This is a genomic window from Streptomyces sp. NPDC001020 (assembly GCF_053599115.1).
In genome coordinates this window covers 57,833-82,556 of record NZ_JBSFLQ010000038.1, presented here as the reverse complement: position 1 = coordinate 82,556, position 24,724 = coordinate 57,833, and the positions used below count along the sequence as shown (strand labels likewise).

The 24,724-nt window shown below is 68.8% G+C and carries 20 protein-coding genes and 1 pseudogene; 12 read left to right on the top strand and 9 right to left on the bottom strand.

Annotated elements, in window-relative coordinates:
* Positions 1 to 90 precede the first annotated feature (90 nt).
* The 3 genes from ACWDEX_RS29490 to trxA all read right to left on the bottom strand — a co-directional run bounded on the left by ACWDEX_RS29490 (position 91) and on the right by trxA (position 2,501).
* Positions 91 to 1,587 (bottom strand): flotillin family protein, encoded by a 1,497-nt coding sequence (locus tag ACWDEX_RS29490; RefSeq protein ID WP_450467380.1) that lies wholly within the window; start codon positions 1,585 to 1,587, stop codon positions 91 to 93.
* A gap of 135 nt (positions 1,588 to 1,722) precedes the next feature.
* Positions 1,723 to 1,941 (bottom strand): hypothetical protein, encoded by a 219-nt coding sequence (locus ACWDEX_RS29485; protein ID WP_450467378.1) that lies wholly within the window; start codon positions 1,939 to 1,941, stop codon positions 1,723 to 1,725.
* 116 nt (positions 1,942 to 2,057) lie between these two features.
* Positions 2,058 to 2,501: a thioredoxin gene (gene trxA, locus ACWDEX_RS29480; RefSeq protein WP_450467376.1), complete on the bottom strand. Its 444-nt coding sequence runs from the start codon at positions 2,499 to 2,501 to the stop codon at positions 2,058 to 2,060.
* 57 nt (positions 2,502 to 2,558) lie between these two features.
* Between trxA and ACWDEX_RS29475 the strand changes: the two genes are divergently transcribed.
* Positions 2,559 to 3,989 (top strand): dihydrolipoyl dehydrogenase family protein, encoded by a 1,431-nt coding sequence (locus ACWDEX_RS29475; RefSeq protein WP_450467374.1) that lies wholly within the window; start codon positions 2,559 to 2,561, stop codon positions 3,987 to 3,989.
* 97 nt (positions 3,990 to 4,086) lie between these two features.
* Here the strand turns inward: ACWDEX_RS29475 and ACWDEX_RS29470 are convergent, their stop codons facing one another.
* Complete coding sequence (locus ACWDEX_RS29470) at positions 4,087 to 4,434, bottom strand: tetratricopeptide repeat protein (RefSeq protein ID WP_450467372.1); 348 nt, start codon at positions 4,432 to 4,434, stop codon at positions 4,087 to 4,089.
* A gap of 523 nt (positions 4,435 to 4,957) precedes the next feature.
* Here ACWDEX_RS29470 and ACWDEX_RS29465 point away from each other — a divergent pair.
* The 7 genes from ACWDEX_RS29465 to ACWDEX_RS29435 all read left to right on the top strand — a co-directional run bounded on the left by ACWDEX_RS29465 (position 4,958) and on the right by ACWDEX_RS29435 (position 15,191).
* Positions 4,958 to 5,923: a pirin family protein gene (locus ACWDEX_RS29465; protein WP_450467370.1), complete on the top strand. Its 966-nt coding sequence runs from the start codon at positions 4,958 to 4,960 to the stop codon at positions 5,921 to 5,923.
* A gap of 1,002 nt (positions 5,924 to 6,925) precedes the next feature.
* Positions 6,926 to 7,585 carry a TetR/AcrR family transcriptional regulator gene (locus tag ACWDEX_RS29460; protein ID WP_450467368.1) on the top strand — a complete coding sequence of 220 codons (660 nt, stop codon included), beginning with the start codon at positions 6,926 to 6,928 and terminating at the stop codon, positions 7,583 to 7,585.
* Positions 7,586 to 8,051: 466 nt separating this feature from the next.
* Positions 8,052 to 9,416 (top strand): GH1 family beta-glucosidase, encoded by a 1,365-nt coding sequence (locus ACWDEX_RS29455; protein ID WP_450467366.1) that lies wholly within the window; start codon positions 8,052 to 8,054, stop codon positions 9,414 to 9,416.
* A 14-nt stretch (positions 9,417 to 9,430) separates the two neighbouring features.
* Entirely contained in the window at positions 9,431 to 10,687 is a 1,257-nt protein-coding gene (locus ACWDEX_RS29450) for an MFS transporter (RefSeq protein ID WP_450467364.1), read from the top strand.
* A 194-nt stretch (positions 10,688 to 10,881) separates the two neighbouring features.
* Positions 10,882 to 12,954, top strand: coding sequence for a galactose-binding domain-containing protein (locus ACWDEX_RS29445; RefSeq protein ID WP_450467362.1), 2,073 nt, complete (start codon positions 10,882 to 10,884; stop codon positions 12,952 to 12,954).
* Between the two features lie 571 nt (positions 12,955 to 13,525).
* Positions 13,526 to 14,287: a maleylpyruvate isomerase family mycothiol-dependent enzyme gene (locus tag ACWDEX_RS29440; RefSeq protein WP_450467360.1), complete on the top strand. Its 762-nt coding sequence runs from the start codon at positions 13,526 to 13,528 to the stop codon at positions 14,285 to 14,287.
* 7 nt (positions 14,288 to 14,294) lie between these two features.
* Positions 14,295 to 15,191: an MFS transporter gene (locus ACWDEX_RS29435; RefSeq protein ID WP_450467390.1), complete on the top strand. Its 897-nt coding sequence runs from the start codon at positions 14,295 to 14,297 to the stop codon at positions 15,189 to 15,191.
* Between the two features lie 497 nt (positions 15,192 to 15,688).
* Here ACWDEX_RS29435 and ACWDEX_RS29430 read toward each other — a convergent pair whose 3' ends face one another.
* Positions 15,689 to 17,338, bottom strand: a complete 1,650-nt coding sequence (locus ACWDEX_RS29430; protein WP_450467358.1) for a M4 family metallopeptidase — start codon at positions 17,336 to 17,338, stop codon at positions 15,689 to 15,691.
* A gap of 328 nt (positions 17,339 to 17,666) precedes the next feature.
* Between ACWDEX_RS29430 and ACWDEX_RS29425 the strand changes: the two are divergent.
* Positions 17,667 to 17,840, top strand: a pseudogene (locus ACWDEX_RS29425) (pirin family protein); the annotation flags it as partial.
* Positions 17,841 to 18,215: 375 nt separating this feature from the next.
* Here the strand turns inward: ACWDEX_RS29425 and ACWDEX_RS29420 are convergent.
* Positions 18,216 to 18,944, bottom strand: a complete 729-nt coding sequence (locus ACWDEX_RS29420) for a GNAT family N-acetyltransferase (protein ID WP_450467356.1) — start codon at positions 18,942 to 18,944, stop codon at positions 18,216 to 18,218.
* An 81-nt stretch (positions 18,945 to 19,025) separates the two neighbouring features.
* On the opposite strand from ACWDEX_RS29420, the gene pdxR reads away from it, so the two are divergent.
* Positions 19,026 to 20,555 (top strand): MocR-like pyridoxine biosynthesis transcription factor PdxR, encoded by a 1,530-nt coding sequence (pdxR, locus tag ACWDEX_RS29415; protein ID WP_450467354.1) that lies wholly within the window; start codon positions 19,026 to 19,028, stop codon positions 20,553 to 20,555.
* Between the two features lie 116 nt (positions 20,556 to 20,671).
* Here the strand turns inward: pdxR and ACWDEX_RS29410 are convergent, their stop codons facing one another.
* Entirely contained in the window at positions 20,672 to 20,815 is a 144-nt protein-coding gene (locus ACWDEX_RS29410; RefSeq protein ID WP_450467352.1) for a hypothetical protein, read from the bottom strand.
* Between ACWDEX_RS29410 and ACWDEX_RS29405 the strand changes: the two genes are divergently transcribed.
* Positions 20,814 to 21,026: a hypothetical protein gene (locus tag ACWDEX_RS29405; RefSeq protein WP_450467350.1), complete on the top strand. Its 213-nt coding sequence runs from the start codon at positions 20,814 to 20,816 to the stop codon at positions 21,024 to 21,026. The two genes, ACWDEX_RS29410 and ACWDEX_RS29405, sit on opposite strands and share 2 nt — an antisense overlap.
* A 75-nt stretch (positions 21,027 to 21,101) precedes the next feature.
* On the opposite strand, the gene ACWDEX_RS29400 is transcribed toward ACWDEX_RS29405, so the two are convergent.
* Positions 21,102 to 21,806, bottom strand: a complete 705-nt coding sequence (locus ACWDEX_RS29400; RefSeq protein ID WP_450467349.1) for a Clp protease N-terminal domain-containing protein — start codon at positions 21,804 to 21,806, stop codon at positions 21,102 to 21,104.
* A gap of 412 nt (positions 21,807 to 22,218) precedes the next feature.
* Complete coding sequence (locus ACWDEX_RS29395) at positions 22,219 to 23,337, bottom strand: amidinotransferase (protein ID WP_450467348.1); 1,119 nt, start codon at positions 23,335 to 23,337, stop codon at positions 22,219 to 22,221.
* A gap of 480 nt (positions 23,338 to 23,817) precedes the next feature.
* Here ACWDEX_RS29395 and ACWDEX_RS29390 point away from each other — a divergent pair, with 480 nt between their 5' ends.
* Positions 23,818 to 24,465: a CPBP family intramembrane glutamic endopeptidase gene (locus ACWDEX_RS29390; protein ID WP_450467347.1), complete on the top strand. Its 648-nt coding sequence runs from the start codon at positions 23,818 to 23,820 to the stop codon at positions 24,463 to 24,465.
* The last annotated feature ends 259 nt before the right edge of the window (positions 24,466 to 24,724 follow it).

Here is a 24,724-nt window from a genome sequence, read left to right as displayed (position 1 = left end):
TGTCGCAATCCACACCGAACCCGGAAGGCCCTCACTCGTTCAAGATCACTCCACCGTGAACCCTGTCACCAACCTCCGTGGACAGAACATCTAGCGCACCGACTCCTCGTCCTCCTCCACCGCCACCTTCTCGGGGCGCGGCGGCACGAAGCCATCGAGCCCTCCTGCCTCGCCCGCCGACGCTCCGTTCTGGTTCATGGAGGACAGCAGCCGACGGGCGAGCCCCAGGCCGGTGCCGCCCATCGCCAGCGCCTTGGTGAACACATCGGCCATGCCATCGGCGCCGTTGAGCAGCACCATGTTGTCGACGTTGCCGAAGGCGGACGCGCCCGCCTGGACGATCTCGGGCCACTTCTCGGCGAGTTGCTGGGCCACCACGGCCTCCTGGTTCTCGGCGAGTGCGGCGGCACGGGCCTTGATGGCCTCCGCCTCGGCCAGACCCCTGGCCTTGGTCGCCTCGGCCTCCGCCAAACCCCTGGCCTGGGAAGCGGCTGCTTCCGCCTCACCGGTGGCCCGGGTCGCCGCCGCCGTAGCCGCACCCCGCGTCTTGGTCGACTCGGCCTCGGCGCCCGCCGCCGTCTTGACCCGGGTGGCCTCGGCCGCCGCCGCCAGCTCGGTCTCCCTCGCCTTGGCCTGCGCCGCCGAAATCCGCGCGTCGCGCTCGGCCTCCGCCAGGGTGCGCTTCTCGTAGGCCTTCGCGTCCGCGGGCTTGCGGACGTCCGCCTGGAGTTGCTGCTCGCGCCGGTGCGCCTCCAACTCCGCGACGCGGGTCTCCTGGACCACCACTTCCTGACGGGCCGCGGCGTCCGCGAGCGGACCGGCCTGACGCGCCTTGGCGGCCGCCTTGTCGCGCTCGGCCTGATAACCGGCCTGCAGGATCTCGCTGTCCCGGGTGGCCTCCGCCATCCGTGCGAACGACTGCTGCTCGGCCTCGGTGGCCAGACGGTTCGACTCGGCCTGCGCGATGCGCGCGTCCCGCTGCACCGCCGCCGCGTGCGGCGCGGCCAGGTTCTGGATGTAGCCGGTCGGGTCCTCGATCTCGTGGATCTGCAGCGAGTCGACGATCAGACCCAGCTTCTCCATCTCCGTGCCGCAGGCGGCCCGAGTCTGACCGGTGAGCTTCTCCCGATCGCGGATCATGTCCTCGACCGTCAACCCGCCGACGATCGAGCGGAGATGACCCGCGAACACGTTGTGCACCCGCTCGGACATCAGCCTCTGCTGGTCCAGGAAGCGGCGGGCCGCGTTGGCGATCGACACGAAGTCGTCGCCCACCTTGAAGATGACCACGCCCCGCACCTTCAGCGGAATGCCCTGGTGGGTCACGCAGTCGACGTGGAGTTCGGTCTCGTTGAGGTCGAGGGAGAGCTTGCGCACCGCCTGAACGCCCGGCAGCACCAGCGTGCCTCGTCCGGTGACGATGCGGAACCCCATGCCTTCTTCGAGCCCTTCGGTCCGATGCTTCGAACCGGAGATGATCAGTGCTTCGTTGGGCTCCGCGACACGCCACATGAGCTTGAAGACCACGAAAACGAAGATCAATGCGAGGGCGACGGCCCCCGCGACGACGCCGACGACCATCGGCATGCGCCCCCTTGGCCTGGTGCCTGGTCGGCACCGAACGAGGGTGAGTGTGCGCGTGCCAGGGCCTCAGGGTGAAGACGTCGACGGATCATTGTTGCAGTCTTGACGCGTACCGCTCCCACTTGCCGGGAGGCGGGCTCAACTGTCGTACGCCGCCTGGACGTACACGGTTCGCGGTGGCAGGTACTCCACCACCATCACCACCGTGCCCCGCTCGATACGGTCGCTCCCGTCCGCGGGATACGCGAGGAAGTGCTCGGCGCCGCCGCGCACACGGACGATCACCTCGCCGACCAGTCCGGGCCCGACGGTACCGGTCACACGCCCCACCAAGCCGACCATCGACGCATCGTCCATGGCCACAGCGTACGGTCCGGACACGCCTGCGTGGCCCGTGAGTTCACGGCGGCCTCCGGCGGCGGCCAACGTTCGTGCCGCTCGCCGGTCCACGCAGGCGCTGCTGTCTCAGGGGGTCACTGGCCGCTCTGCTCGGCGTTCGCCTGCTGCTCGGCGACCGCCTTGCGGACCTCGTCCATGTCCAACTTGCGCGCCTGTCCGATGACGTCATCGAGGGCGGCCTGGGGCAGGGCACCCGGCTGGGCGAACACGGCGACCTGGTCCCGGATGATCATCAACGTCGGGATCGACCGAATACCGAAGGCCGCCGCCAGTTCGGGCTGCGCCTCGGTGTCCACCTTGCCGAACACCAGGTCGGGGTTGTCCGCGGCAGCCTGCTGGTAGACCGGGGCGAACTGGCGGCACGGCCCGCACCAGGAGGCCCAGAAGTCGATCAGGACGAACTCGTTGTCCTTGACCGTCTGGTCGAAGTTCTCCTTGGTGAGCTCCACGGTGCTGCTCATGGTGTGTCTCTCTTCCTGGTGTCGGGGCTGCTGTGCACAACGGCGACGCTGCCTCATGTATTCCGCGTGTGTACCCGTGTGGCCACCGCGCACACCAACAACCAGACTGGCCCCATGACGGAAACGGAACCCATCGCGTACGACGTAGTGGTGCTCGGTGCCGGGCCCGTGGGAGAGAACGTCGCGGACCGTACCCGTGCGGCCGGACTGTCCACCGCGGTCGTGGAGAGCGAGCTGGTCGGCGGCGAGTGTTCGTACTGGGCGTGCATGCCCAGCAAGGCCCTCCTGCGTCCGGTCATCGCCCGCGCAGACTCCCGCCGCGTCCCGGGCCTCGCCCACGCGGTACAGGGCCCCCTCGACGTGCCCGCGGTCCTGGCCCACCGTGACTACGAGGTCTCTGACTGGAAGGACGACGGCCAGGTCGCCTGGCTCGACGGCACCGGGGCCGACCTGTACCGGGGGCACGGGCGGCTGGCGGGGCCCCGCACGGTCACGGTGACCGGTCCCGGAAGCGACCGTCGCGTGCTCACGGCCAGGCACGCGGTGGCCGTGTGCACCGGCAGCAGCGCCCGGCTGCCCGACCTGCCGGGGCTCGCCGAGGTCAGGCCCTGGACGAGCCGCGAGGCGACCAGCTCCAGGTACGCCCCCGGGCGGCTGATCGTCGTCGGCGGGGGCGTGGTGGCGACCGAGATGGCGACGGTCTGGCAGGCCCTCGGGTGCCAGGTCACCGTTCTCGTCCGCGGCAAGGGCTTGCTGGCCCGCATGGAGCCCTTCGCCGGGGAACTGGTCGCCGAGGCGCTCACGGAGGCCGGCGTGGACGTACGCACCGGGACCTCGGTCGAGTCGGTTCGGCGAGAGGGCGGCACCGTTGTGGTCGTCACGGACGCAGGCGACCGCATCGAGGCCGACGAGATCCTCTTCGCCACCGGCCGGGCGCCCCGCACGGAGGACATCGGCCTCGACACGGTCGGCCTGGAGCCCGGCTCCTGGCTGACGGTCGACGACACCCTGCGGGTGACGGACAGTGAATGGCTCTACGCGGTCGGTGACGTCAACCATCGCGCACTCCTCACCCATCAGGGCAAGTACCAGGCGCGGATCGCGGGCGCGGCCATCGCGGCACGGGCCGCCCGGGTCCCACTGCTGGAGACGGACGCCTGGGGCGCCCACGCGGCGACAGCCGACCACGCAGCCGTGCCCCAGGTCGTCTTCACCGACCCGGAGGCGGCCGCCGTGGGACTCTCGCTCGCCGAGGCGGAGCGGGCCGGTCGCCGCGTCCGCGGGGTGGACGTCGACCTGGCGTCGGTGGCGGGCGCGGGTCTGTACGCCGGTGGCTACCGCGGCCGCGCCCGGATGGTCGTCGACCTCGACAGCGAGACGCTGCTGGGCGTCACGTTCGTCGGCCCCGGCGTCGGCGAACTGATCCACTCCGCGTCGATCGCCGTCGCGGGCGAGGTCCCGATCAGTCGCCTGTGGCACGCGGTGCCCTCGTACCCGACGATCAGCGAGGTCTGGTTGCGGCTGCTGGAGGCCTACCGGGGATAGCCCGGGATGTCCAGGCGGGTACCGGGAGCCGAGGCCTGCCGCATCACGGCCTGGGCCCGGTTCATCGGGCCCAGGCCGTCGGCCTTCGGTGCCGGGATCACACCTGCGGGAAGTCACCCGCGAGCGCCGAGGCGATGCGCAGGTGTTGCTTCGCCTCGTCGCTGCGCCCCTGACGCTGGAGCGTGCGCCCCAGCAGCAGCCGGGCGTAGTGCTCCACCGGGTCGCGCTCCACGATGACGCGCAACTCGGCCTCGGCGCGCTTCAGTTGGGCCGAGTGGTAGTACGCCCGTGCCAGCAGCAGCCGCGGCCCGGTCTGCTCCGGCACCTCGTCGACCAGCCCTCCCAGGACCCGCGCCGAGGCGTAGTAGTCCTTGGCGTCGAAGAACATCTGCGCCCGCTCCCAGCGCTCCGCGGGCGTCCCGTGCTCGTAGTACGTCGTGTTCACTCAGGGCCTCCTTCGCCGTGGACAACGGCACAGGTTGGTTGAATATTCCACGACTCTCGGCAGGAGTCGGCAACTGTTCGCCAGGGAGTGTGCACAAGGTCGCTTTAACTTGATCGTGTGTTGGTCGGCTCGCGGGCTTGCGGCGCGCTGGGCTGTTCGGGTTAGCGTGGTCGTGCGATCTGGGACGTCGGGTAGGGCGTCTGGGGGTGCCCTCTCTGGGGGAGTGCGGGGCCCGATCGGACCACGGACAGGATCCGTGTCGCTGCCCCGGGGCGAACTCACTTCTGCTCAGTCCACAGGAACGGTACGCGGCGGCCGCTGAGCGTTCGCGCGCTCGACAACACCAGCGCCGGTACCCGATCGGCGGTCGCTGGATCATCCCGCGGAACGCCCCGGTGGAGCGGTACGCGACCCTCGCCGTCCGCCTGGCGCCAGGCACCCGTGCCACGTCGAACCCAAGACCGTCTCCACGGTCGAGCGGGTGGCCTGACGCGGATGCACCCGGGGTACTAGGTTGTCGGGCATGAGCAATCTTGATCGCGAGGCGGTGCCCGCCGTGTGTGGTGGCCGCGGCTTCGTGGTGGCGGAGCCGGTGCGAGAGCTCCTCAGTCCTCGTCGGGTCCAGCTCGGCGAGTCCACCGAAGTCCGCCGACTGCTGCCGAACCTGGGCCGTCGGATGGTCGGCGCATGGTGCTTCGTCGATCACTACGGTCCGGACGACATCGAGGACGAGCCGGGCATGCAGGTCCCGCCCCACCCGCACATGGGTCTGCAGACGGTGAGCTGGCTGCACGAGGGCGAGGTACTGCACCGCGACTCCACGGGCAGCCTTCGGACCATCCATCCGCGCCAGCTAGGCCTGATGACATCGGGCCGCGCGATCAGCCACTCCGAGGAGAGCCCGAAGTCGCACGCGCGCCTTCTGCATGGCGCGCAGCTGTGGGTGGCCCTGCCGGACAGCCACCGCCACACCGATCCCCGCTTCGAATACCACCCGGAACTGCCCGTGGTCACGGCGCCGGGCCTTGACGCCACACTGATCCTGGGCGAGGTCGACGGCGTGACATCACCCGGTACGACGTACACGCCCATCGTCGGCGCCGACCTGACCCTGGCGCTTGGCGCGGACGTACGCCTGCCGCTGAAGGCGGACTTCGAGTACGCGGTCCTGTCGATGTCCGGTGAGACTCATGTCGATGGCGTCCCCGTCCTGCCGGGCTCGATGCTCTACCTCGGCTGCGGCCGCACGGAACTCCCACTGCGCGCCGAGTCGGACGCGGCTCTGATGCTCCTGGGCGGCGAGCCGTTCGAGGAAGAGCTGATCATGTGGTGGAACTTCATCGGTCGGTCGTCGGAAGAGATCGCACAGGCGCGCCGGGACTGGATGGAAGGCCGGCGATTCGGGGAGGTTAAGGGGTACGACGGCGCTCCGTTGCCTGCCCCCGAGCTGCCGAGGGCGCCGCTTAAACCCCGGGGGAACCGGCGCTGACCTGCGAGGATGCCTGCTCGGTCGGTCGCCTGACGGGGGGCTGCTCGTAAGGTCTTACCTCCGTGATGCGGACGCTTGGTGAGGCAGCGACTGGCCAGTCGGAGGGGCCGACCGAGATGACCACCGATCCAAAGTATCGCCGCGTCCTTTTGCTGACCCAATGCTGACTTTGCTGACGCTTCGTCAGATTGCGCGGAAGCGTCCCTGTCGTAGCTCTACCGCCCGTAGCGGCGCTGCCGACAGCCGTCGCCGCCCGGGCCGTTGCGGCTGGATCGGTGCCGACCGGACTGTTGCTGACCCTGGGGGTGGCGGGCTGCGCGACTGCATGTGGGAGTGAGGCGCCTGCCGAGACGTTGTCGGGGGTCAACAAGATTTGAGTACTCGACGCTTCGTGCTGCTGGCCGCGCCTGCCGTGGATGTGGCTGGGGGCGGGCTACGCATGAGTGCTGGCGTTGGCAGGCATCGGCTTGCCGCGTCTGATGTCATCACCCGTCCCAGCACTTCCCGTGCTGACTTGGTGCTGACTACGCTGCGTAGAACTCCGGCATGAGCCGCAGATCGGGCGCCGCAGTGCTGCGGTGGCCTGTGGGGTGCGGGGCGGTATGCGCGCCAGGGATCCCGGCCAACGGGAGGAGACGGTCCTTGGTACAGGGCGCGTACCGGCCGCTTGACGCGCCGCACGCCCCCTGGAAGCGTGCGGCAAGACGTTGTTCGGCTACACCCTGGGCCACCTCTCCTCCCACGCAGGAGCCGGGCCAACTGGTGCACCTTCACGTGGGCGCCGGCAGGTGTCCGGGTACTCGTTGAAGTGGCCCTGGCACGTTCGCCGTGGAGGTCGCGCTGAGGCATCGCGGCGCCAGTTCGGGAACACACTTTCCGGCACGCACAAACCGCATGGTCAGGAGTCTTGTAGCCGGCGCACGGAGCGGGGGCGCAGCATGGCCGGTTCCCACTCCGTGGCCGCGTGCTACGTTCACGTCATCGGACGACCGGGGGCATGTGGTGACGGAAGCAGGCAAGCCGCAGCCGACGTCGCGGGCGCGGCTGCGGAGGCAGCCTCAGCAGGCACGCAGCCGAGCCCGGGTCGAGGCCATCCTCGCCGCGGCCGACCGGATCCTGTCCCAGGAGGGGTACGAGGCGCTGACGATGCGGCGGATCGCTCAGGAGGCGGGCGCGCCGGTCGGCAGCATCTACCAGTTCTACCCGGACAAGAGCGCCGTCGTGGACGCGCTGGGCCAGCGGTACCTCGATGCCTTCAAGGCCACCATCGACGAACTCGTCGAGCGTACCGTCGAGGGCGAACTGACCGACCCGGTCGGCGTGATGGTCGGCGTCTACGCCGAGCTCTTCCGGTCCCAGGCGGGCGGCGTGGCTCTGTGGGCCGGGCGGCACCTCAGTCCCGAGCTCGCGCGGGCCGACGAGGCGAGCAACACACACATCGCCGAGGGCCTGCAGCGCATCGTGGAGCACCTGACCGGCGGGCCCGGCGGCCACCGGGCGCAACGGGCGACGCGGATGGTGGTGTGGGCCGCTAACGCCGTGCTGCACGAGGTGTTCAAGAGTGAAGGCGAGCCGGACCTGGAAGCGGTGGACGAGCTCAAGCGGATGCTGAACGCCTATTGGGAGGACCTGCGCAGCCGGCTGACGGCCGCGGAAGGGTGAACCGAGGTGTTCAGCAGTTCGCCGGGCCTCGAGCCGCGGGCCCGGACTGTCGGGCCGACCGGCACCAGCGCTGACCAGCCCGCACCCTGAGCATCGTGACACGGGCAACCATCCCGGCGAGGCCCTCCCGGCAACTCGCGCCGGCCGAGCCCAGCCACCCGAGGTCCACCGCCGCGGACCGTGGTCTCGGCCTCGACGCTCGCCCTGGGGCCCGGACAACACTGCCACTGTCCGAGCAGCGCCCCCTCCTCGCCGGCCAGATCGCGGCCAGGCCCGACCCATAGAACGTGAACGGTAGTTCATGTTACGGTGCGGCCACCTTGGACGGCGTGCCCCGGTCACGAACAGCCGCCCCCCAGGCTGCCGTTGGGGCACGAAGAGCGGCCGTCGGCAGAATTTCGGAGCCTCGCGCGGGCAGCCCCAACCTGGGCGACTCGCGCATCACCAATGAAGGCAGGCGCCAGTGATGACAAGCTCCACCGATGCCATCCGATTCCCCCGGCTCCCGGCCGACTTCGCGTGGGGCGCCTCGACCGCCGCGTACCAGATCGAGGGCGCGGCCGACGAGGACGGCAAGGGAGCGTCCATCTGGGACACCTTCGTACGGCGCCCCGGGGCCGTACGCGACGGCCACACCGGTGACGTTGCCTGCGACCACCGCCACAGGTTCGACGAGGACGTCACGCTGATGAGCCGACTCGGGCTCGACGCGTACCGCTTCTCGGTCTCCTGGCCTCGCATCCTGCCGACCGGCGCGGGCAGGGTCGAGCCGCGCGGACTGGACTTCTACGACCGCCTGGTCGACGCGCTGCTCGACGCCGGGATCGAGCCGACACCCACCCTGTTCCATTGGGACCTGCCGCAGGCCCTGGAGGACGAGGGTGGATGGCTGAACCGCGAGACCGCCGATCGGTTCGCCGTGTACGCGGCCGTGGTCGCGGAACGGCTGGGCGATCGGGTCAAGCGGTGGATCACCCTGAACGAGCCCTTCGTTCACATGTCTTTCGGCTATGGCTTCGGCGTCCACGCCCCAGGCCGCGCACTGATGCTGGACGCACTGCCCGTCGCACATCACCAGCTGCTCGGCCATGGTCTCGCGACCGCGGCGCTGCGGGCCACCGTTCCAGGTGGGCAGATACTGATCGCCAACAACTGCACGCCTGTCCGTCTGCGCTACGACGCCCAGCAGGACAAGGACGTGGCGGCGGCCGCCGCCTATGACGCCCTGCACAACCGGCTCTTCAACGACCCACTGTTGCTGGGGAGTTATCCCGACCTGTCGGCCTACGGCATGACCGACCCGAGCTGGGGAGGAGTGGTGCGCGACGGCGATCTCGCCACGATTGCCGCACCGTTGGACGGGCTGGGCGTCAACTACTACAACCCCACCTGGGTCACCGCCCCGGCCGATCCTGCCGCCGCGCTGCCCTTCGACCTGACCGAGCCCACGGAGCCGTACGAGCGAACCGCGTTCGACTGGCCGGTGGTCCCCGACGGGCTCACGGAACTGCTCACCGGCCTCAAGGCCCGCTACGGCGACGACCTTCCGCCGGTGTGGATCACCGAGAACGGCTGCTCGCAGCCAGCCGGGCTGCACGACCAGGCGCGCATCCAGTACCTCGCCGGACACATCGCCGCGGTCGCCCGCGCCGTGTCCCGCGGAGTGGACGTCCGCGGCTACTTCGCCTGGTCGTTGCTCGACAACTTCGAGTGGGCCGAGGGCTACCACCAGCGCTTCGGTCTGGTCGAGGTCGACTTCGCCACCCAACGTCGCACGCCCCGGGCGAGCTTTCAGTGGTACCGCGACCTGATCGCCTCCCAGCGGTCCTGAGCGGCGGAGTCGTCATGTCCCACGCCTCCGCGGCGGACGACGCCGCCGTCTTCGCCGAGCCCACCGTCCCGGTCGGGGCCGGCTGGACGGTGAACCTCTCGCTGGCCACGCTTGCCGTCTTCATGGCGTTCATGACACCCATTCAGATCCTGTTGCCACTCCAGTTGGAGCACATCGACCCGCACGGCAAGAACGATGCACTCTCGCTCGTCACCGGCCTCGGCGCGCTCGTCGCGATGCTGGCCAACCCACTCGCCGGCGCGTGGTCGGACCGCACCACGAGCCGGTTCGGCCGCCGTCGGCCCTGGATTCTCGGCGGCGCCCTCGCCGGGGCAGCGGGGTTGTCGGTCACCGCCACCCAGCGCACCGTGGCCGGGGTCGCCATCGGCTGGTGCCTCGCGCAGGCAGGCCTGAACGCGATGCTGGCCGGGGTCACCACCCCGGTCGCCGACCGCGTACCGCTCACCCAACGCGCTCAGGTCTCCGGCTGGACCGGCCTCATGCAGTCCTTCGGTCTCGTCCTCGGCGCGCTGATCACCACACTGCTGATCACCGGTGTCCGCTCCGGCTACGGCACCCTCGCCGTGCTCACCGTCGCACTCGCCGTCCCCTTCGTGCTGCGTCACTCCGAGCCGCGCCTGCCCCGGGCACTGCGCCCCGCCTTCAACGCCCGCGCCTTCGCCCGGTCGCTCTGGGTGAGCCCCCGGCAGCACCCCGACTTCGGCTGGGCCTGGCTCACCCGGTTCCTGATCAACCTCGGCAACGCCCTCGGCACCCTCTACCTGTTCTACTTCCTCGCCGACGCCGTCCACTACGGTGACCCCGGCACTGGCGTACTGATCCTCACGGTGATCTACACCCTCTGCGCCGCACTCACGTCCATCCCCGCCGGTGTCCTGTCCGACCGCATTGGACGCCGCAAGGTCTTCGTCGTGCTCTGTTCGCTGGTCATGGCCGCAGCGGCAGTGTTGCTCGCCCTGCTCCACACCTGGCCGTCCGCCCTCACCGCCGCGGCCGTCCTCGGCGCGGGTTACGGCATCTACCTCGCCGTCGACCAGGCCCTGGTCACCCAAGTTCTGCCCGAGGCCGCCGACCGCGCCAAAGACCTCGGCGTCATCAACATCGCCAATTCCGGCCCGCAGGTCCTCGCCCCCGCCCTCGCCTCGCCGATCATCACCCACCTCGGCGGCTACACCAGCCTCTACGCCACCGCGGCCCTGGGCATCTTCATCGGCGGCCTCCTCGTCAACCGCATCCGCAGCGTGGCCTGACGATGGCCGGACGGGCGGGCCTGTCCGGCCGGGCCACTCGATCCTCGAGACTCGATCAACCCCCAACTGAACGCAACCGAGCCTGAGTTCACAAAAAGTTGAGAAATCCTCATGTTTATCGGTCCGGACCGTTGACTCCGCCGACGGCGGTCACAATCCTGAATACCCGTCAGTAACTTCAATCGAAGTGAGTGATGACCATGGTTCTACCTCCGCACCACAGAGTCAGATCCCTCACGGTGGTTTCACTGCTCCTCGCCGTGGTGGCCCTGGTGCTCGGCCCGATGCCCAGTTCCGCGGCGGAGCCCGACCCCGGCTGGTGGACCCCGACCGCGCGGCCCACGCCCGACGCGCAGATCGACGTCACGGGCGAGCCCTTCAAGGGCACCGACGCCCGGGGCCGCGTAAGAGGCTTCGTCGACGCCCACGACCACATCATGGCCAACGAGGGCTTCGGCGGCCGGCTGATCTGCGGCAAGCCGTTCTCGGAGCAGGGCGTCGCTGATGCGCTCAAGGACTGCCCCGAGCATTACCCCGACGGCTCGCTCGCCATCTTCGACTTCGTCACCAAGGGCGGCGACGGCAGGCACGACCCCAATGGGTGGCCCACTTTCAAGGACTGGCCCGCCCACGACTCGTTGACCCACCAGCAGAACTACTACGCCGGAATCGAGCGGGCATGGCGCGGCGGCCAGCGGGTGCTGGTCAACGACCTGGTCACCAACGGCGTGATCTGCTCGGTCTACTTCTTCAAGGACCGCAGCTGCGACGAGATGACCGCCATCCGTCTTGAGGCGAAGAAGTCGTACGACATGCAGGCCTTCATCGACAAGATGTACGGCGGCCCGGGCAAGGGCTGGTTCCGGATCGTCACCAGCAGCGCGCAGGCCCGCGAGGTCATCGCGCAGGGCAAGCTGGCCGTCGTCCTGGGGGTCGAGACTTCCGAGCCGTTCGGCTGCAAGCAGATCCTGGACATCGCGCAGTGCAGCAAGGAGGACATCGACCGCGGCCTGGACGAGCTGCGCGAACTGGGCGTGAGCAGCATGTTCCTGTGCCACAAGTTCGACAATGCCCTGTGCGGGGTGCGCTTCGACTCCGGCGCCCTCGGTACGGCGATCAACGTTGGTCAGTTCCTGTCGACCGGCACCTTCTGGAAGACGGAGACCTGCCGCGGCCCGCAGCACGACAACCCTATCGGCAACGCGGTGGCGGCGGAGGCGGAGAAGCAACTGCCGAAGGGGGTCGCCGTCCCCTCGTACGCCTCGGGCGCGCAGTGCAACACCCGCGGGCTGACCAGCCTGGGGGAGTACGCGGTGCGCGGGCTGATGAAGCGCCACATGATGCTGGAACTGGACCACATGAGCGTCAAGGCCGCGGATCAGGCCTTCGACGTCCTCGAGTCCGAGTCGTACCCGGGCGTCATCTCCTCGCATAGCTGGATGGACCTGGGGTGGACCGAGCGGCTCTACAAGCTCGGCGGGTTTGCCGCCCAGTACATGAGCGGCTCCGCGGCGTTCAGCGCGGAGGCCAGGCGCACGGACGCGCTGCGCGAGAAGTACCAGGTCGGCTACGGCTACGGCACCGACATGAACGGTGTCGGCGGCTGGCCGGGCCCGCGGGGCGGGGACACCCCCAACCCGGTGAAGTACCCCTTCCGCAGCACGGACGGCGGCTCGGTGATCGACAAGCAGACCACCGGCGAGCGCACATGGGACTTCAACACCGATGGCGCGGCGCACTACGGCATGGTCCCGGACTGGATCGAGGACATCCGGATCGTCGGGGGCCAGGAGGTCGTGGACGACCTCTTCACGGGTGCCGAATCCTACCTGCGCACCTGGGGGAACGCCGAGAAGTACAAGTCCGGGGTGAATCTGGCCTCGGGTGCGGCCGCCTCGGCGTCCACCTCGGAGTGGTGGAACCCGTTCGTCAGCTTCGCTCCCGGCAAGGCCGTGGACGGAGACAAGGGCACCCGCTGGGCCAGCGAGTGGAAGGACGACCAATGGCTGCAGATCGACCTCAGCTCTGCGAAGCCGGTCAAGCGCGTCACCCTCGACTGGGAGGCGGCATACGCGAAGTCGTACCGCATCGAGCTGTCGCAGGACGGCAAGGACTGGCAGACGGCATGGTCCACGACCGCTGGTGACGGCGGCCTGGACACAGCGCGGTTCACCCGAACTCCGGCGCGCTACGTACGAATCCACGGCCTGGAGCGCGGCACCAAGTGGGGCTTCTCACTTCAAGAGGTCGGCGTCTACAGCGACTGACGGGGACCTTGCGCCGGCGCCGGGTGTTGGCGTCGAAACGCTGCTGCTCGGCGGCCGGCCTGCCGAGGTCAAGGCGCTCGCTCTTCGAACTCGGTCCTACGAGGTCCTGCTTGCGCACACGCTTGATCGCTTTGGGCACCTTCTCCGGCATGAGAGCAGGTCAGCCATTAACGGCCAGAACGCGAGTTGCTGCACAGCACAGGCCAAGACTCTGCGACGCCCCCAGCACATACAGTGACTGCACTGACGCTTGGGCAGCAGTTCTCGCGACAGTTGAATACGCGAGTCCGGACTGAAGCACGATCGGGTGACATCTGAACGGGCTTGCCCTGTAGAGCGGGGGGAGGGAAGGACGCCGCTGCCTGACCGGCAACAACGGCTTGATTCGCCCCCACAGGTCATCCGGCACCATCCACGGAGGACCGTTCCCCTTCCCCATGACGCGTTCAACGAGTCAGCCAGGAAGGGGATTTGGCTACGACCAGGATTTCTATCAGGTGCTCAAACTCCCGCATGCTGACTGCCTAAAAATAGGGTGTGGTCGGCTGAGCTGGGGTGATAGGTAAGCGATGTGACAGAGAGTCCTGAGTATTCCGCCCTGCTGCAATTGATCGACGAGCGGTCGGCCGCGTTCCGGAGTGCGGTTGCCGCCGCGCCCAGCCTTGACGCGCCGGTGCCGTCCTGCCCCGAGTGGACTTTGTTCGATCTGGTGCAGCACCTGGGTACGGGCCAGCGCTGGTGGGCCGCGATCGTCGCCGCGGGCCCGGCCGAGGCTCCGCCGGCCAAGGATGCCGCGGAGGTGCCGCACAAGCTCGAGTCGCTGCTGGCCTGGTACGCCGAGTCGAACGAGCTGTTGCTGAGTGCGCTGCGCGAGGCTGGCCCGGAGCGCGAGTGCTGGGCGTGGTGGGGCGCCGGCGTGTCGCCGGCGAATGCCTGGGGCGTTGCCCGGCGCCGGGTGCACGAGGTGCTGGTGCACACCTACGACGCCCAGCTCGCCGCAGGCGCCGTGCAGCCGATGCCGGCGGACGTCGCGATCGACGGCGTGGCCGAGTTTCTCGACACCTGCAACTCCACCCCGGCGGCCTGGCCGCACGAGGCCGCCACCATCCACTACCACGCCACCGAGGGCCGCTCCTGGCTCCTCGCGCTGGACGGCACCGGCGCCTGGCCCGCACCCCTCACGGACGACGCCGCGCCCGCCTCCGCTTCGGCCACGGGCACGGCCGAGCAGCTGCTCCTCTTCGTCTGGGGCCGCCTCACGCTGAGCGACCTGAAGATCGAGGGCGACCAGCAGGTGTTCGAGCAGCTGATCGCCTGGGAGCCCGAGGAGTAGCCAGTCAATACCGCCAGCGGACGGCCTCGATGACGTCCACGCTGGACAAGATTCGCGTCCCCAAGCTTGGACCGGGCCGGCCCCGCAAGAAGCCCGCCGGCGTCGCGGCGGACAAGGCCCACAGCAACGTGCCGCGAATACCTGCGGCGGCGGGGCATCCGGCACACCATCCTGGAGAAGACCGACAGCCGGGCCGCCCGCCTGCGCAAAGGCTCACGGGGCGGACGGCCCCCTGCTTCGACGAGGAGCGGTACAAGAAACGCAACACCATCGACCGGACAGGTCCGAGGCTCGGCGTGGACGCCTACAGGTAGTCCTGCGTCGTGGTGACCCGACCGAAGCGCGGGAAGATCTTCGCCTGCTCCCGGTCGGGGGGCTGGTCGTGGTGCTCTCCCCGGTCACCGGTCGGCTGGTTGGTGCGCACGGCCCCCGGCTGCCGCTGGCGGTCGCCGGGGGCGCGCTGGCCCTGGGCGGTGCCGCGTCACTATGGCTCGGACCGGCCACCCCGTTACCGGCGGCGCTGGCGGTCTATCTGCTGTTCGGTCTCTTCCTGAGCACCGTCAACCCGCCCATCACCAACACGGCTGTCTCCGGCATGCCTCGCTCGATGGCCGGGGTGGCCGCCTCGTTGGCCTCCGCCAGCCGCCAGACCGGCACCACCCTGGGCGTCGCGATCTCCGGAGCGATCGTAGGATCGGTCCTTCCTCGCGACGGGACCGCGTTCACCAGGGCAGAGCGCGGTGTCTGGTGGATGGTGCTCACCCTGGGCCTGAGCATCGTGGTCCTGGGGCTGCTCAGTACCGGGCGCCGGGCCATGCACACCGCCGCGCGAGCGGCGGCATTGTTCGACGAGGTGGACCAGGGCGCGGAGCTACGAACCGTCCTCACCAGCCGCCAGTCATAACGGCAATGCCACGATGGCACACACGAAGACCATCGAGGCCGGGCCATCGACTTCGAGAAGCTCCGAGCGGTCGACTCCAAAAACACGCCCCATCCAGCACTATCGGAAGCTCCATGGTTCATCGCAACGCGCCCCTGTCCCTTGAGGGGCGCCGCCGCCTCGTCGAACGTTGCCGGACACGCCCGATCGCGCACGTCGCCGCGTAGCCCGAGGGAATGACAGCGCGGTCAGGTGCGTACTGCGGCGGCTTGACCCCGGTGACGGGTTGTCGTCGAACAGGCCCAGCCGGTGGGCGTCCAGCAGGATCGCCCGGAACTCGTCGAAGACATTGGCCCGGGTCGCCAGGCCGACGCCCGCGTGTGGGTCGGCTTGAGCGTGACCTGCCTCGTGGCAGCCCTCCTGGCCGTGATCGTCCGTATTCCATGAGCAGGCCTCGGGCATCATCACACGGCCACCCCGGTCCGTGACCGAGGTGGCCGCTCGTGGATCAGGTACCGCTAGCCCACGTTCACCGCGCTCCAGGCTGCCGCCACTGCGTTGTACTCAGTGCTGCCCGCGCCGTAGAGGTCCTTCGCCGCGTTCAGCGTGGCGGTGCGCGCGCCGGCGTAGTTCGTCGAGGACGTCATGTAGACCGTAAGGGCCCGGTACCAGATCTGGCCCAGCTTGTCCCGGCCGATGCCCGTCACCGTCGAGCCGTTGTAGGTGGGGGAGTTGTACGAGACCCCGTTGATGGTCTTCGCGCCGCTTCCTTCTGCGAGCAGGTACGCGAAGTGGTTGGCGACGCCCGAGGAGTAGTGGACGTCGAGATTCCCGACGGACGAGCTCCAGTAGTTCGCCGAGTTGCCGTCCTTGGACGGCTGGTCCATGTACCGCAGCGCCGACTTGCCGAAGCCGGACCGGACTATCTTCTCGCCGATCAGGTAGTCACCGAGATCGGAGGGGTTGTTCGCGTACCACTCCACCAGTGTCCCGAGGATGTCCGAGGTCGCCTCGTTCAGTCCGCCCGACTCACCTGAGTACGTCAGCGCCGCGGTCTTGGATGTCACGCCATGCGACATCTCGTGACCCGCCACGTCCAGCGCGACCAGCGGCCCGAACGTCGTTCCGTCGCCGTCGCCGTACGTCATGCAGAAGCAACTGTCGTCCCAGAAGGCGTTGTTGTAGTTGGAGCCGTAGTGCACACGGTTGTACGAGCCTTTGCCGTCGCCCGCGATGCCGTTGCGGCCGTGGACGTTCTTGTAGTAGTCCCACGTCTCGTTGGTGCCGTACTGCGCGTCCACCGCCGCCGACGACCGGTCCGATGTCGTGCCAGAGCCCCACTGGTTGTCGGAGTCGGTGAAGAGGGTGGCGGGCGCGCGGCTGAAGCAGATGCCCAGGATGCACAGGTCCGTCTTGTTCTGGGCGTCGCCGGTGTAGGTGTTGCCGCGGGTGGGGTCCTTGAGCTGGTACGTCGATCCGGACTGCGTGGTCTCCAGTGGGACCGTGCCGCTGTAGAGGGACTGTCCGTCGCCGGTCGCCGTTTCGATGCTGTCCCAGGCGTCGATCTGGCTGCCGGTGCGCGCGTCCGTGAGGACCGTGCGGGCGACCGGGTTGCCGAGAGAGTCCTGCCCCACCGCGTTGGTACGCCAGGCGAGCCGGGGATCGCCGTGCAGCGCGTCGACGACGAGTTGGGGCTTGGCGGTCACGTTCCTCAGCGAGGTACCGGCATGCGTGGTGCGCAGCGCGGCGGCGGCCAGCTCGGCGGCTTTCGGTGCCTTGACCGCGGGGGTGGTCGTCGGCACGGAGATTGCGCGGCTCACGGCTCGGTCCGCGCTGTGGTAGGAGCTGTTCGATGTCAGGTGGACGATGAAATCGCCGCCCAGCACGGGGAGATGACGGTATGTTCGGTCATAGCGCACATGTTGGCTGCCGTCCGCGTCCACGATCACGTCCCGCACGCTGGTGCCCTGCGCGGGAGTCAGGCCCAGGCGTGTGGCCTGGCGCTCCAGTGCCGTCGAAGCGTTGCTGATCGCGGTGGCCCGGCTGGGTCTGCTGGTCGCGCCCGCGGCGGGAGCCGGTGCGAGGGCGGCGGCCAGCAGGGCCGCGGTGGTGGTGGCGGTGCCGATCACGGCGAGACGAGAACCTTGGATGTGCCGTATCCGACTCATCGGTCTCCTCGGGAAGGCGCCCGGGGGCGCGTGTGGGGGGTCAGAGACGGTGGCCTCTGACATCGCTTCGATTTAAGGGTTCATGACATGTCATGTCCATAGCGTCTCCGGGGGTTTGTTCAGGGGTGACGAAGCGAGGAGCGCCGGGCTCATGCGGCACCCGCGCGGCTCTCCGGGCAAAGCTGACGGCGTGACAGCGGCGGCACGGCAGGGGTGGACACAGGGCGTGCGCGATGGTGAGCGGCTGGATCTTCCACGTACGACTCGCACCCGGATTCAGAACTGACCGCCAGCGCCGCAATGCCGTTGAGCTGCGGAAACGCCGGCACAGCTCGCTATGTGGTGGAACTTCGTCGGACGGTCATCGGAAGAGATCGTTCAGGCGCGCCGGGATTGGATGGAAGGCCGGCGATTCGGTGAGGTGAAGGGGTACGATGGCGCGCCGTTGCCTGCCGCCGAGCTGTCGAGCGTGCCGCTGAAACACCGTGAAGGCCGGCGCTGACTTGCAGTAGATCTCCTAACACACGCGTTCTCAGCGCGAGCACGGTGACGGCTCCGGCCGGCGTGAGGCAGGCGGAGACGGTGAAGGCCAGGTCCGCGCCGTAGGACGGCTGGCCCGGGGCGGCGGTGGCAACGGTGATGGTCAACGCGACCCCGGCGGCGGAACCGATGTACCGGGCCGTGTTGTTGACGCCGGAGCCCATCGCGGCCCGCTGTCGACGGCGTGCCGCGGTAGAGCGGCATTAAACAGACCGGCGCCGATCCCGAACGCCACAATGCCGGGCATCATGCGGGGCCAGGAGCCCGCGGAGACGGCGCCGAGCATGGTGAGCATGCCCGCCGCGGCCAAGGCGAATCCGGGTGTGGTGTCGGATCGTCAGCGTCCCGGCTCCTCGTCGGATACACGGACGACGGACAGGGACCGCTTCTGTCGGCCTTCCGCGTCGAAGTTGTCGGGCGAGAGCCACTCTCGCAACGCCTTGCCGACGTGTGGCCACTCGGAGTCGATAACGGAGTACCAGGCGGTGTCGCGGCTGCGGCCCTTGTAGACCATGGCCTGGCGGAAGATCCCTTCGAAGGTGAAGCCCAGCCGCAGCGCCGCCTTTCGCGAGGGCGCGTTGAGGCTGTCGCACTTCCACTCGTAGCGGCGGTAGCCGAGTTCGTCGAAGACGTAGGACATGAGCAGGAACTGGGCCTCCGTGGATACCGGAGTCTGCTTCAGCAGCGGTGAGAAGGCCACGCTGCCGACCTCGACGACGCCGTTGGACGGATCCTGGCGCATCAGGGAGAGGGTGCCCACGGCCTTGCCGGTGCGAAAGTCGACGACCGCGTACTGCAGGGGGTCGTCCACTTGTTTCGCCGTCGTCACGTGGGTGCGGTAGTCGGCCGGGTCGTCGAAGGGACCGGTCGTCATGTACGTCCAGTCCCTGCCGTCCGCCGCGAGAGCATAGGCGGAGAACAGGTCGTCGGCGTGGCGGTCCGCGTCCAGGGGTTCCACCCGGCAGAAGCGGCCCTCGAGGGCGACCCGGGCGGGCGCGGGACGCGCCGCCCAGTCGGGCAGAGGGTGGCCGACGGGCTGGCCGTATTCGTTGAGACTTGAGGACATGCTCTACTCCTGGTGTGTGCCGGTCCTTGCCAGGCTAAGCACCGCGTGGATCCTCGATAAGGTCCACGGTAGGGTCATTCCATGGAGCCACGACGGGATCCTGCGCACATGGAGGTCGTGGTGAGCGAAGACGGAGCGGTGCCGGCCGACAGCGAAGCCCTCGGGCCGCAGTTCGACTTCCTGCTCCAGGAGCCGCTGTCCCGGGCGCGCGGCGGGGATTCCCTGCAGAAGCAACTCCTGCACCGCCTCCGGGCCGCCGTCCTCGACGGCCGGCTTCCGGCGGGCAGTCGTCTGCCGGGCTCGCGTACCTTGGCGGAGAGTCTCGGGGTGTCACGCAACACCGTGACGCTCGTGTACGACGTGCTGAGCACGGAGGGCTACATCGAGCCCAGCAGGCAGGGCACCCGTATCGCCGCACTGGCCCGCCCAGAGCCGGAGAATCGCGCGCACTCGACCCCGGCCACCCTGTCGCGGCGTGCCGAGCGGATCCGCAAGTCCGACCTGGGAGACGTCGACTCTCTCGCCTTCACACCGGGAGTCCCCGCCCTGGACCAGTTTCCCCTGGCGGCCTGGCGGCGTTCCCTGGACCGGGCGCTCCAACGGGGCGGGACGGAGCTGCTGGGTTACGGCCCACCGCAAGGTGAACCGGCACTGAGGACCGCCGTCCTGCATCACCTCGCGCTCGCCCGCGGCATGCGCTGTACCCCGGAACAGGTCGTCATCACCGAAGGAGCGCAGGAAGCGCTCTCCCTGTGCGTCCGGCTGGTCACCGAGCCGGGGGACACCGCCTGGGTCGAGGACCCCGGCTACCGCGGCGCGCAGACCGCGCTGGCCTGCGGCGACCTGGCCGTCGTACCCGTCCCGGTCGACGCGGAGGGCCTGCGGACCTCCGCGTCCGACTGGAAGGACCGCCCACCCCGCCTCGTCTGCACCACCCCCGCGCACCAGTACCCGACCGGCGCGGTCCTCACCGCGTCCAGACGGCTCGACCTGATCGAGAAGTGCCGCCTGCACGGCGCCTGGATCATCGAGGACGACTACGACAGCGAGCTCCGCCACAGCGGGGCACCCCTCGCCTGCATGCAGGGCCTGACACCCGGCGCGCCCGTGTTCTACGTCGGCACCTTCAGCAAGACCCTGTTCCCCTCCCTGCGCCTGGGGTTCCTCGTACTGCCCGAGCCGCTGGTCGACCGGGCAGCGCCGGTCGTGGACGAGCTACTGCGCGGCGGGCATCGCTGCGAACAACTCGCCCTCGCGCACTTCATGGAGAGCGGCCAGTACAGCAGACACCTCGCCCGCATGCGCCGCCTCTACCGCCGTCGACGGGACGCGCTCAGGACGGCACTGGTCGAACACTTCGACGTGCCCCACACCGTGACCGGCGGGGACAGCGGGATGCACCTGACCGTGCGACTGCCGCCGGATGCCCCCGACCAACCCCTGGCCCGCGCCGCCCGCCGCCACCGGATGGCCCCCTGGCCCCTGTCCCAGTACTCCCTGCTCCCCGACGCAGCCCACAACGGGCTCGTCCTGGGATACGGCAACACTCCCGAGTCGGCGTTCGCACCGGGCCTGCGCCAACTCGCGCACCTGATCAGGGACCTGGAATGACCTGCACGCACAGCAGCTCCAGGAACGCCTCGCCCCTCCCGCTGATCGCTCCACCGCCTGCCCCGACGACCGGACTTCGGCAAATGCGGTGAGAGTCGTGTCCACTCGTCCATGCGTCAGATCACCCTGCCTGCGAAGCCCGCCCGGTGCAGCATGGCGGTGAGCGCGGTCTGCGCGCTTTCACGGTCGGGAAGCAAGGCGAAGGACCCGGTGGGGCTCACGATCGTTTCGAAGGCGCCGGGGTTGTGGTGCGTGGTCATGTCGCCTTCGAACCCCAACCCGCACCTCACCTTCGGCCACGGGTCCCACTACTGCATCGGTGCCGGCCCCGGACGCATCGAACTCCAAGAAGCCTTCACCCGCATCCCCGCCCGGCCACACAAGCTGCAACTCGCCGTCCGCCGCGACGAACCACACCTGCGCAACGACCGCCTCACCGGCGGACTCGCCGAACCACCCGTCACCTGGTGAAGGCCGTGTGCTCGGCTGGACGGCCCCGGGTGCGGGTGCCTGTCGATCGCAGCACGGCCCACCCAGACGGTTCCGCTACGGGTTGGCGGGTGATTCGTCGGCGGCGTCCGCGATGAAGCTCTCGGCCGCCGCCGCGTCGACGCCCAGCGAGGACAGCACCCCGGCGCCGTTCTCCTCCTCCAGCAACCCCAGCAGAACATGGCCGGTGCCGACACCGTCGTCGTCGAGCCGCAGGGCCGCCCGCGACGCCAGTTCGAGCGCCTTCTTCGCGCGGGCGTCGTACGGAGTCAGCACCGGATCGGCGTCGCTGTGCGCCGGCAGGGCCGCGACTACCGTGTCCCGCGCCTGGCCGAGGTCGATGCCCTGCGCTCGCAGGGCATCGACCGCTGTGCCCTCGGTGCCGAGCAGGCCGAGGACGAGATGCGCGGGGACGATCTCGGCGTTGCCGGCCAGCTTGGCCTCGTTCATGCTGGCGACGATGGCGCTGCGAGCGGGCTGTGAGAACTTCTCGAAAGCGTTCGACGGCTTGGCCTCGGGCTTACCGACGAACCGCTTCTGGGCGGCCTGCCTGGTGACGCCCATGCTGCGGCCGATGTCGGTCCAGGACGCGCCGGAGCGACGGGCCTGGTCGACGAAGTGACCGATGAGATGGTCGGCGACCTCGCCGATGTGGTCGGCCAGCAGGACCGCGCCGGCCAACTGGTCGAGGGCGTTGGTGTGGTTCTCGGTGATCGCCGTGATCAGGTCGTCGAGCCTGACCGGCGGAGTAATCTGCGTCATGTCGTCAACCTAAGGTTGTCAACTGCTGCCTGTCAACCAAGAGTTGACTGCCTGTCGCATCCTCTACGCGTGCAGCAGATCACCCTCTCGGTCCGGCAGACGCGGTGAGCAGACGTGCCGGCCGGGCTGCCCGCCCAGGTGCTCCGAGTCGCCGCGGGAGTCCGGCCAGGAGCAGGGCGGCTCGCCGCTCTCACTGCTGATCCGTCCGGGACTGCTGTGGCCGGCCGGCCTCGTCGGCCAGCAGCGGTGAGCGGGAGAGCACGATGACGGGTCATCCCGTACGCCGATGGTGTTTCCTTCACCGGCGCTTCCCTCCGCCCGCCGACCGGGTCGCGGTGGCCTTCGACCGTGAGCGCCACGGGACGCAGCGGGCGTCGCCGGACGGCTGCTACGGCTGCTACGGCTGGGTCCCTCATGGGAAATGCGATTCGAGCGTGCCGCGGCGCCGGACATCGAGGGTCGCGCAGTGAAATGATCCGCCGAACGGCGCGTAGTGCAAAAGGTCGCACGGAATGGGCTCGAAGCCCCAGTCCTCAAGTGCCCGCAGTGCCCTGGTGTGATGGCGCTCGGCGATCACACGCTTGTCGTCAATCATGAGCGTGTTCATGCTCAACCACTTTCCGCACATCGAAGTGATCTTGAGCAAGGGTTCGTCGATCGGGTCGGGCTCCGGAGCGATCAGGATGTCCCAGGACTTCAGTATCGGGGGCAGGCGATCGATGTCGATGTACTCGGGATTGACCATCACCTTGCCGGGCGCCAGCGGAACGAACGTCGTATCGATATGCATGGGCGCACGGCAGCGACTCTCGATCTCATGGACTCGGTACGCCGACCCCAGGTGTCTGCGCAGCCACTCGATCCCCATGCCGTTGGTGACGTTGCTTCGAGTGACGAACAGATCGCGTCCTGCGCGTACGAAATCCGCCGCGTCGAACACCGGCTCGTACTCGGTGAGGACGTACCTCATCGACTCGCCCGCGGCGGGGGTACGAAAATCCTTCCTGAACAGCTCTTCCGTGAGCTGAGGCTTCGGTGCTGAGGTCCAGCGCGCCCCCCGCCGGAAATACTCCTTGAGGACCGATCGGTAGGAATGCGTCTCGAAATACCGGCAAGGCCATGCCATCGGGGTTTCGATGATCTCGTCCCCTACCACCAGGAGACCGTCACGCGGACATGTGTTGCAGAAACCGCGGGACGACCAGTCCGGCGTGCCGAAGCGTTGCTTGAAGTCGACCGCGTCGGGCCGCCTGACTGTGATGCCAAGGGATTCGAGGAGTGTGATGAACTGATCGAGTTCCTGCTGCGCCTGCTCGATCAGAAAGTGTGGATACCTGAAGCCGGCGGCAAGGCCTTGCAGTCGCGCGGCCCATGGCGGGACATTGCATGCCACGACCGGATGGTGGGAGGGGATCGTCGCACCCTCGAGACGCCCGACGATCACCTCCTCCAGCGGATCCCACTCGTTGTGGGAGCTCACCGGCGACACGGAAATTTCCTTGGTACCCGTACTCGGGAGCGACGGTTCCATCACTCCTACCTCTCGGCTCGGCGACGTTCGTCGACTGCTGCCGCCGCGAAGTCCCCGGATCACGAGTACCCGCGCCCCAAGCGTCGAACCGGCCGCCCGCACGGGCCGACCGGGTGCTGCAGGCACCCGCGTCATGGCCGAGGACGGCACGTCCGCGGGTTCCCCTTGCGGTGGTTCGCATACGCCATGCGCGTCTATGTTCTTTGTCCGTGTTCACGCGGTTCGTCAAACCCTCTCCGTCCGCCACGCCAGTTGCCTGCGGCAGCCCCTCGGCCGGTGGCCTGCCTGCCTGCACGGGCGAAAGCGGCCGTTAAGTGCCAGGCTTGGCTCTGCGGTGCCTGCGGTGCCTGCGGTGCCTGCGGGGCCGCGCAAGGATCAGGGCGGCGCGCCCGAAGTGATCTCCTGAAGGTCGGAATGTGCACACGGGGAGCTCCCATGCAGGATGAGCCGACCGCTGGTGTCCTCACCCGCCGCCAGGAGTTGGCCGAGACGGGCGTCTTCCTGCTGCTGATCGTGCCGTCGATGGCGTTGTCGTTCCTTGTGGTCGGCCAGGGCACCTTGCCGTTCCCGTTGATCGCCGCCGCGACGATCCTGCGCGATGTGGCTTTGGTGGCCCTGATCCTGCTTCTGCTGTCCCGTGGTCGGCAGTCCGTCGCGGCCGTTGGCTGGGTCCGCCGCACCGTCGGGCGGGAGATCATCGTGGGGATCGTTCTTTCGGTACCGGTACTGATCGGCATGCAGGTACTGAACGCCGCCCTTCGGACTGCGGGCCTGTCCGGACCGCGGACACCCGCTACGGGCCTGCTGCCCGCCCCCCATTTCGGCAGCCTGCTCCTCGCCGTCGTACTCGTCGCGGTGGTCGCGATCGCCGAAGAGACGATCTTTCGTGGGTACCTGATCCTGCGGCTCACCAGCGTTCTTCGAAGCCGCGTTTGGGCAGTGCTGCTGTCGTCGGCGGTCTTTTCCATCGGCCATGGCTACCAGGGCGCCGCGGGGGTGCTGACGGTCGCCGCGACGGGCGTGGCCTTCGCCATCGTCTACCTGTGGCGGCAGAGCCTTGTGGCACCGATCGTGATGCACTTCTGCCTGGATCTCGTCCCGGTCGTGCTGGTGCCGCTTCTTCGCTGACTGACGAGCGCCATGCGGGCAGGAGACTCGACCGGGCCAGGGGTTACCCGCACTGTGGGAACGGCCGACCCATAAGACATGAACGCGGACCTCCGTGGTCGCACGGCGAAAGTCCGCGACGATGGCGGGTACGAGAACGGGGGCCACGAGAGGCTGATCGGCAAGCATGATGAGCGACAACGGACCGCCCTCAGGCACCTGGACGTTGGATGCCTGTACAGCCGCGGGGGATGCCTGAACGCATGACGGGTTCATCACG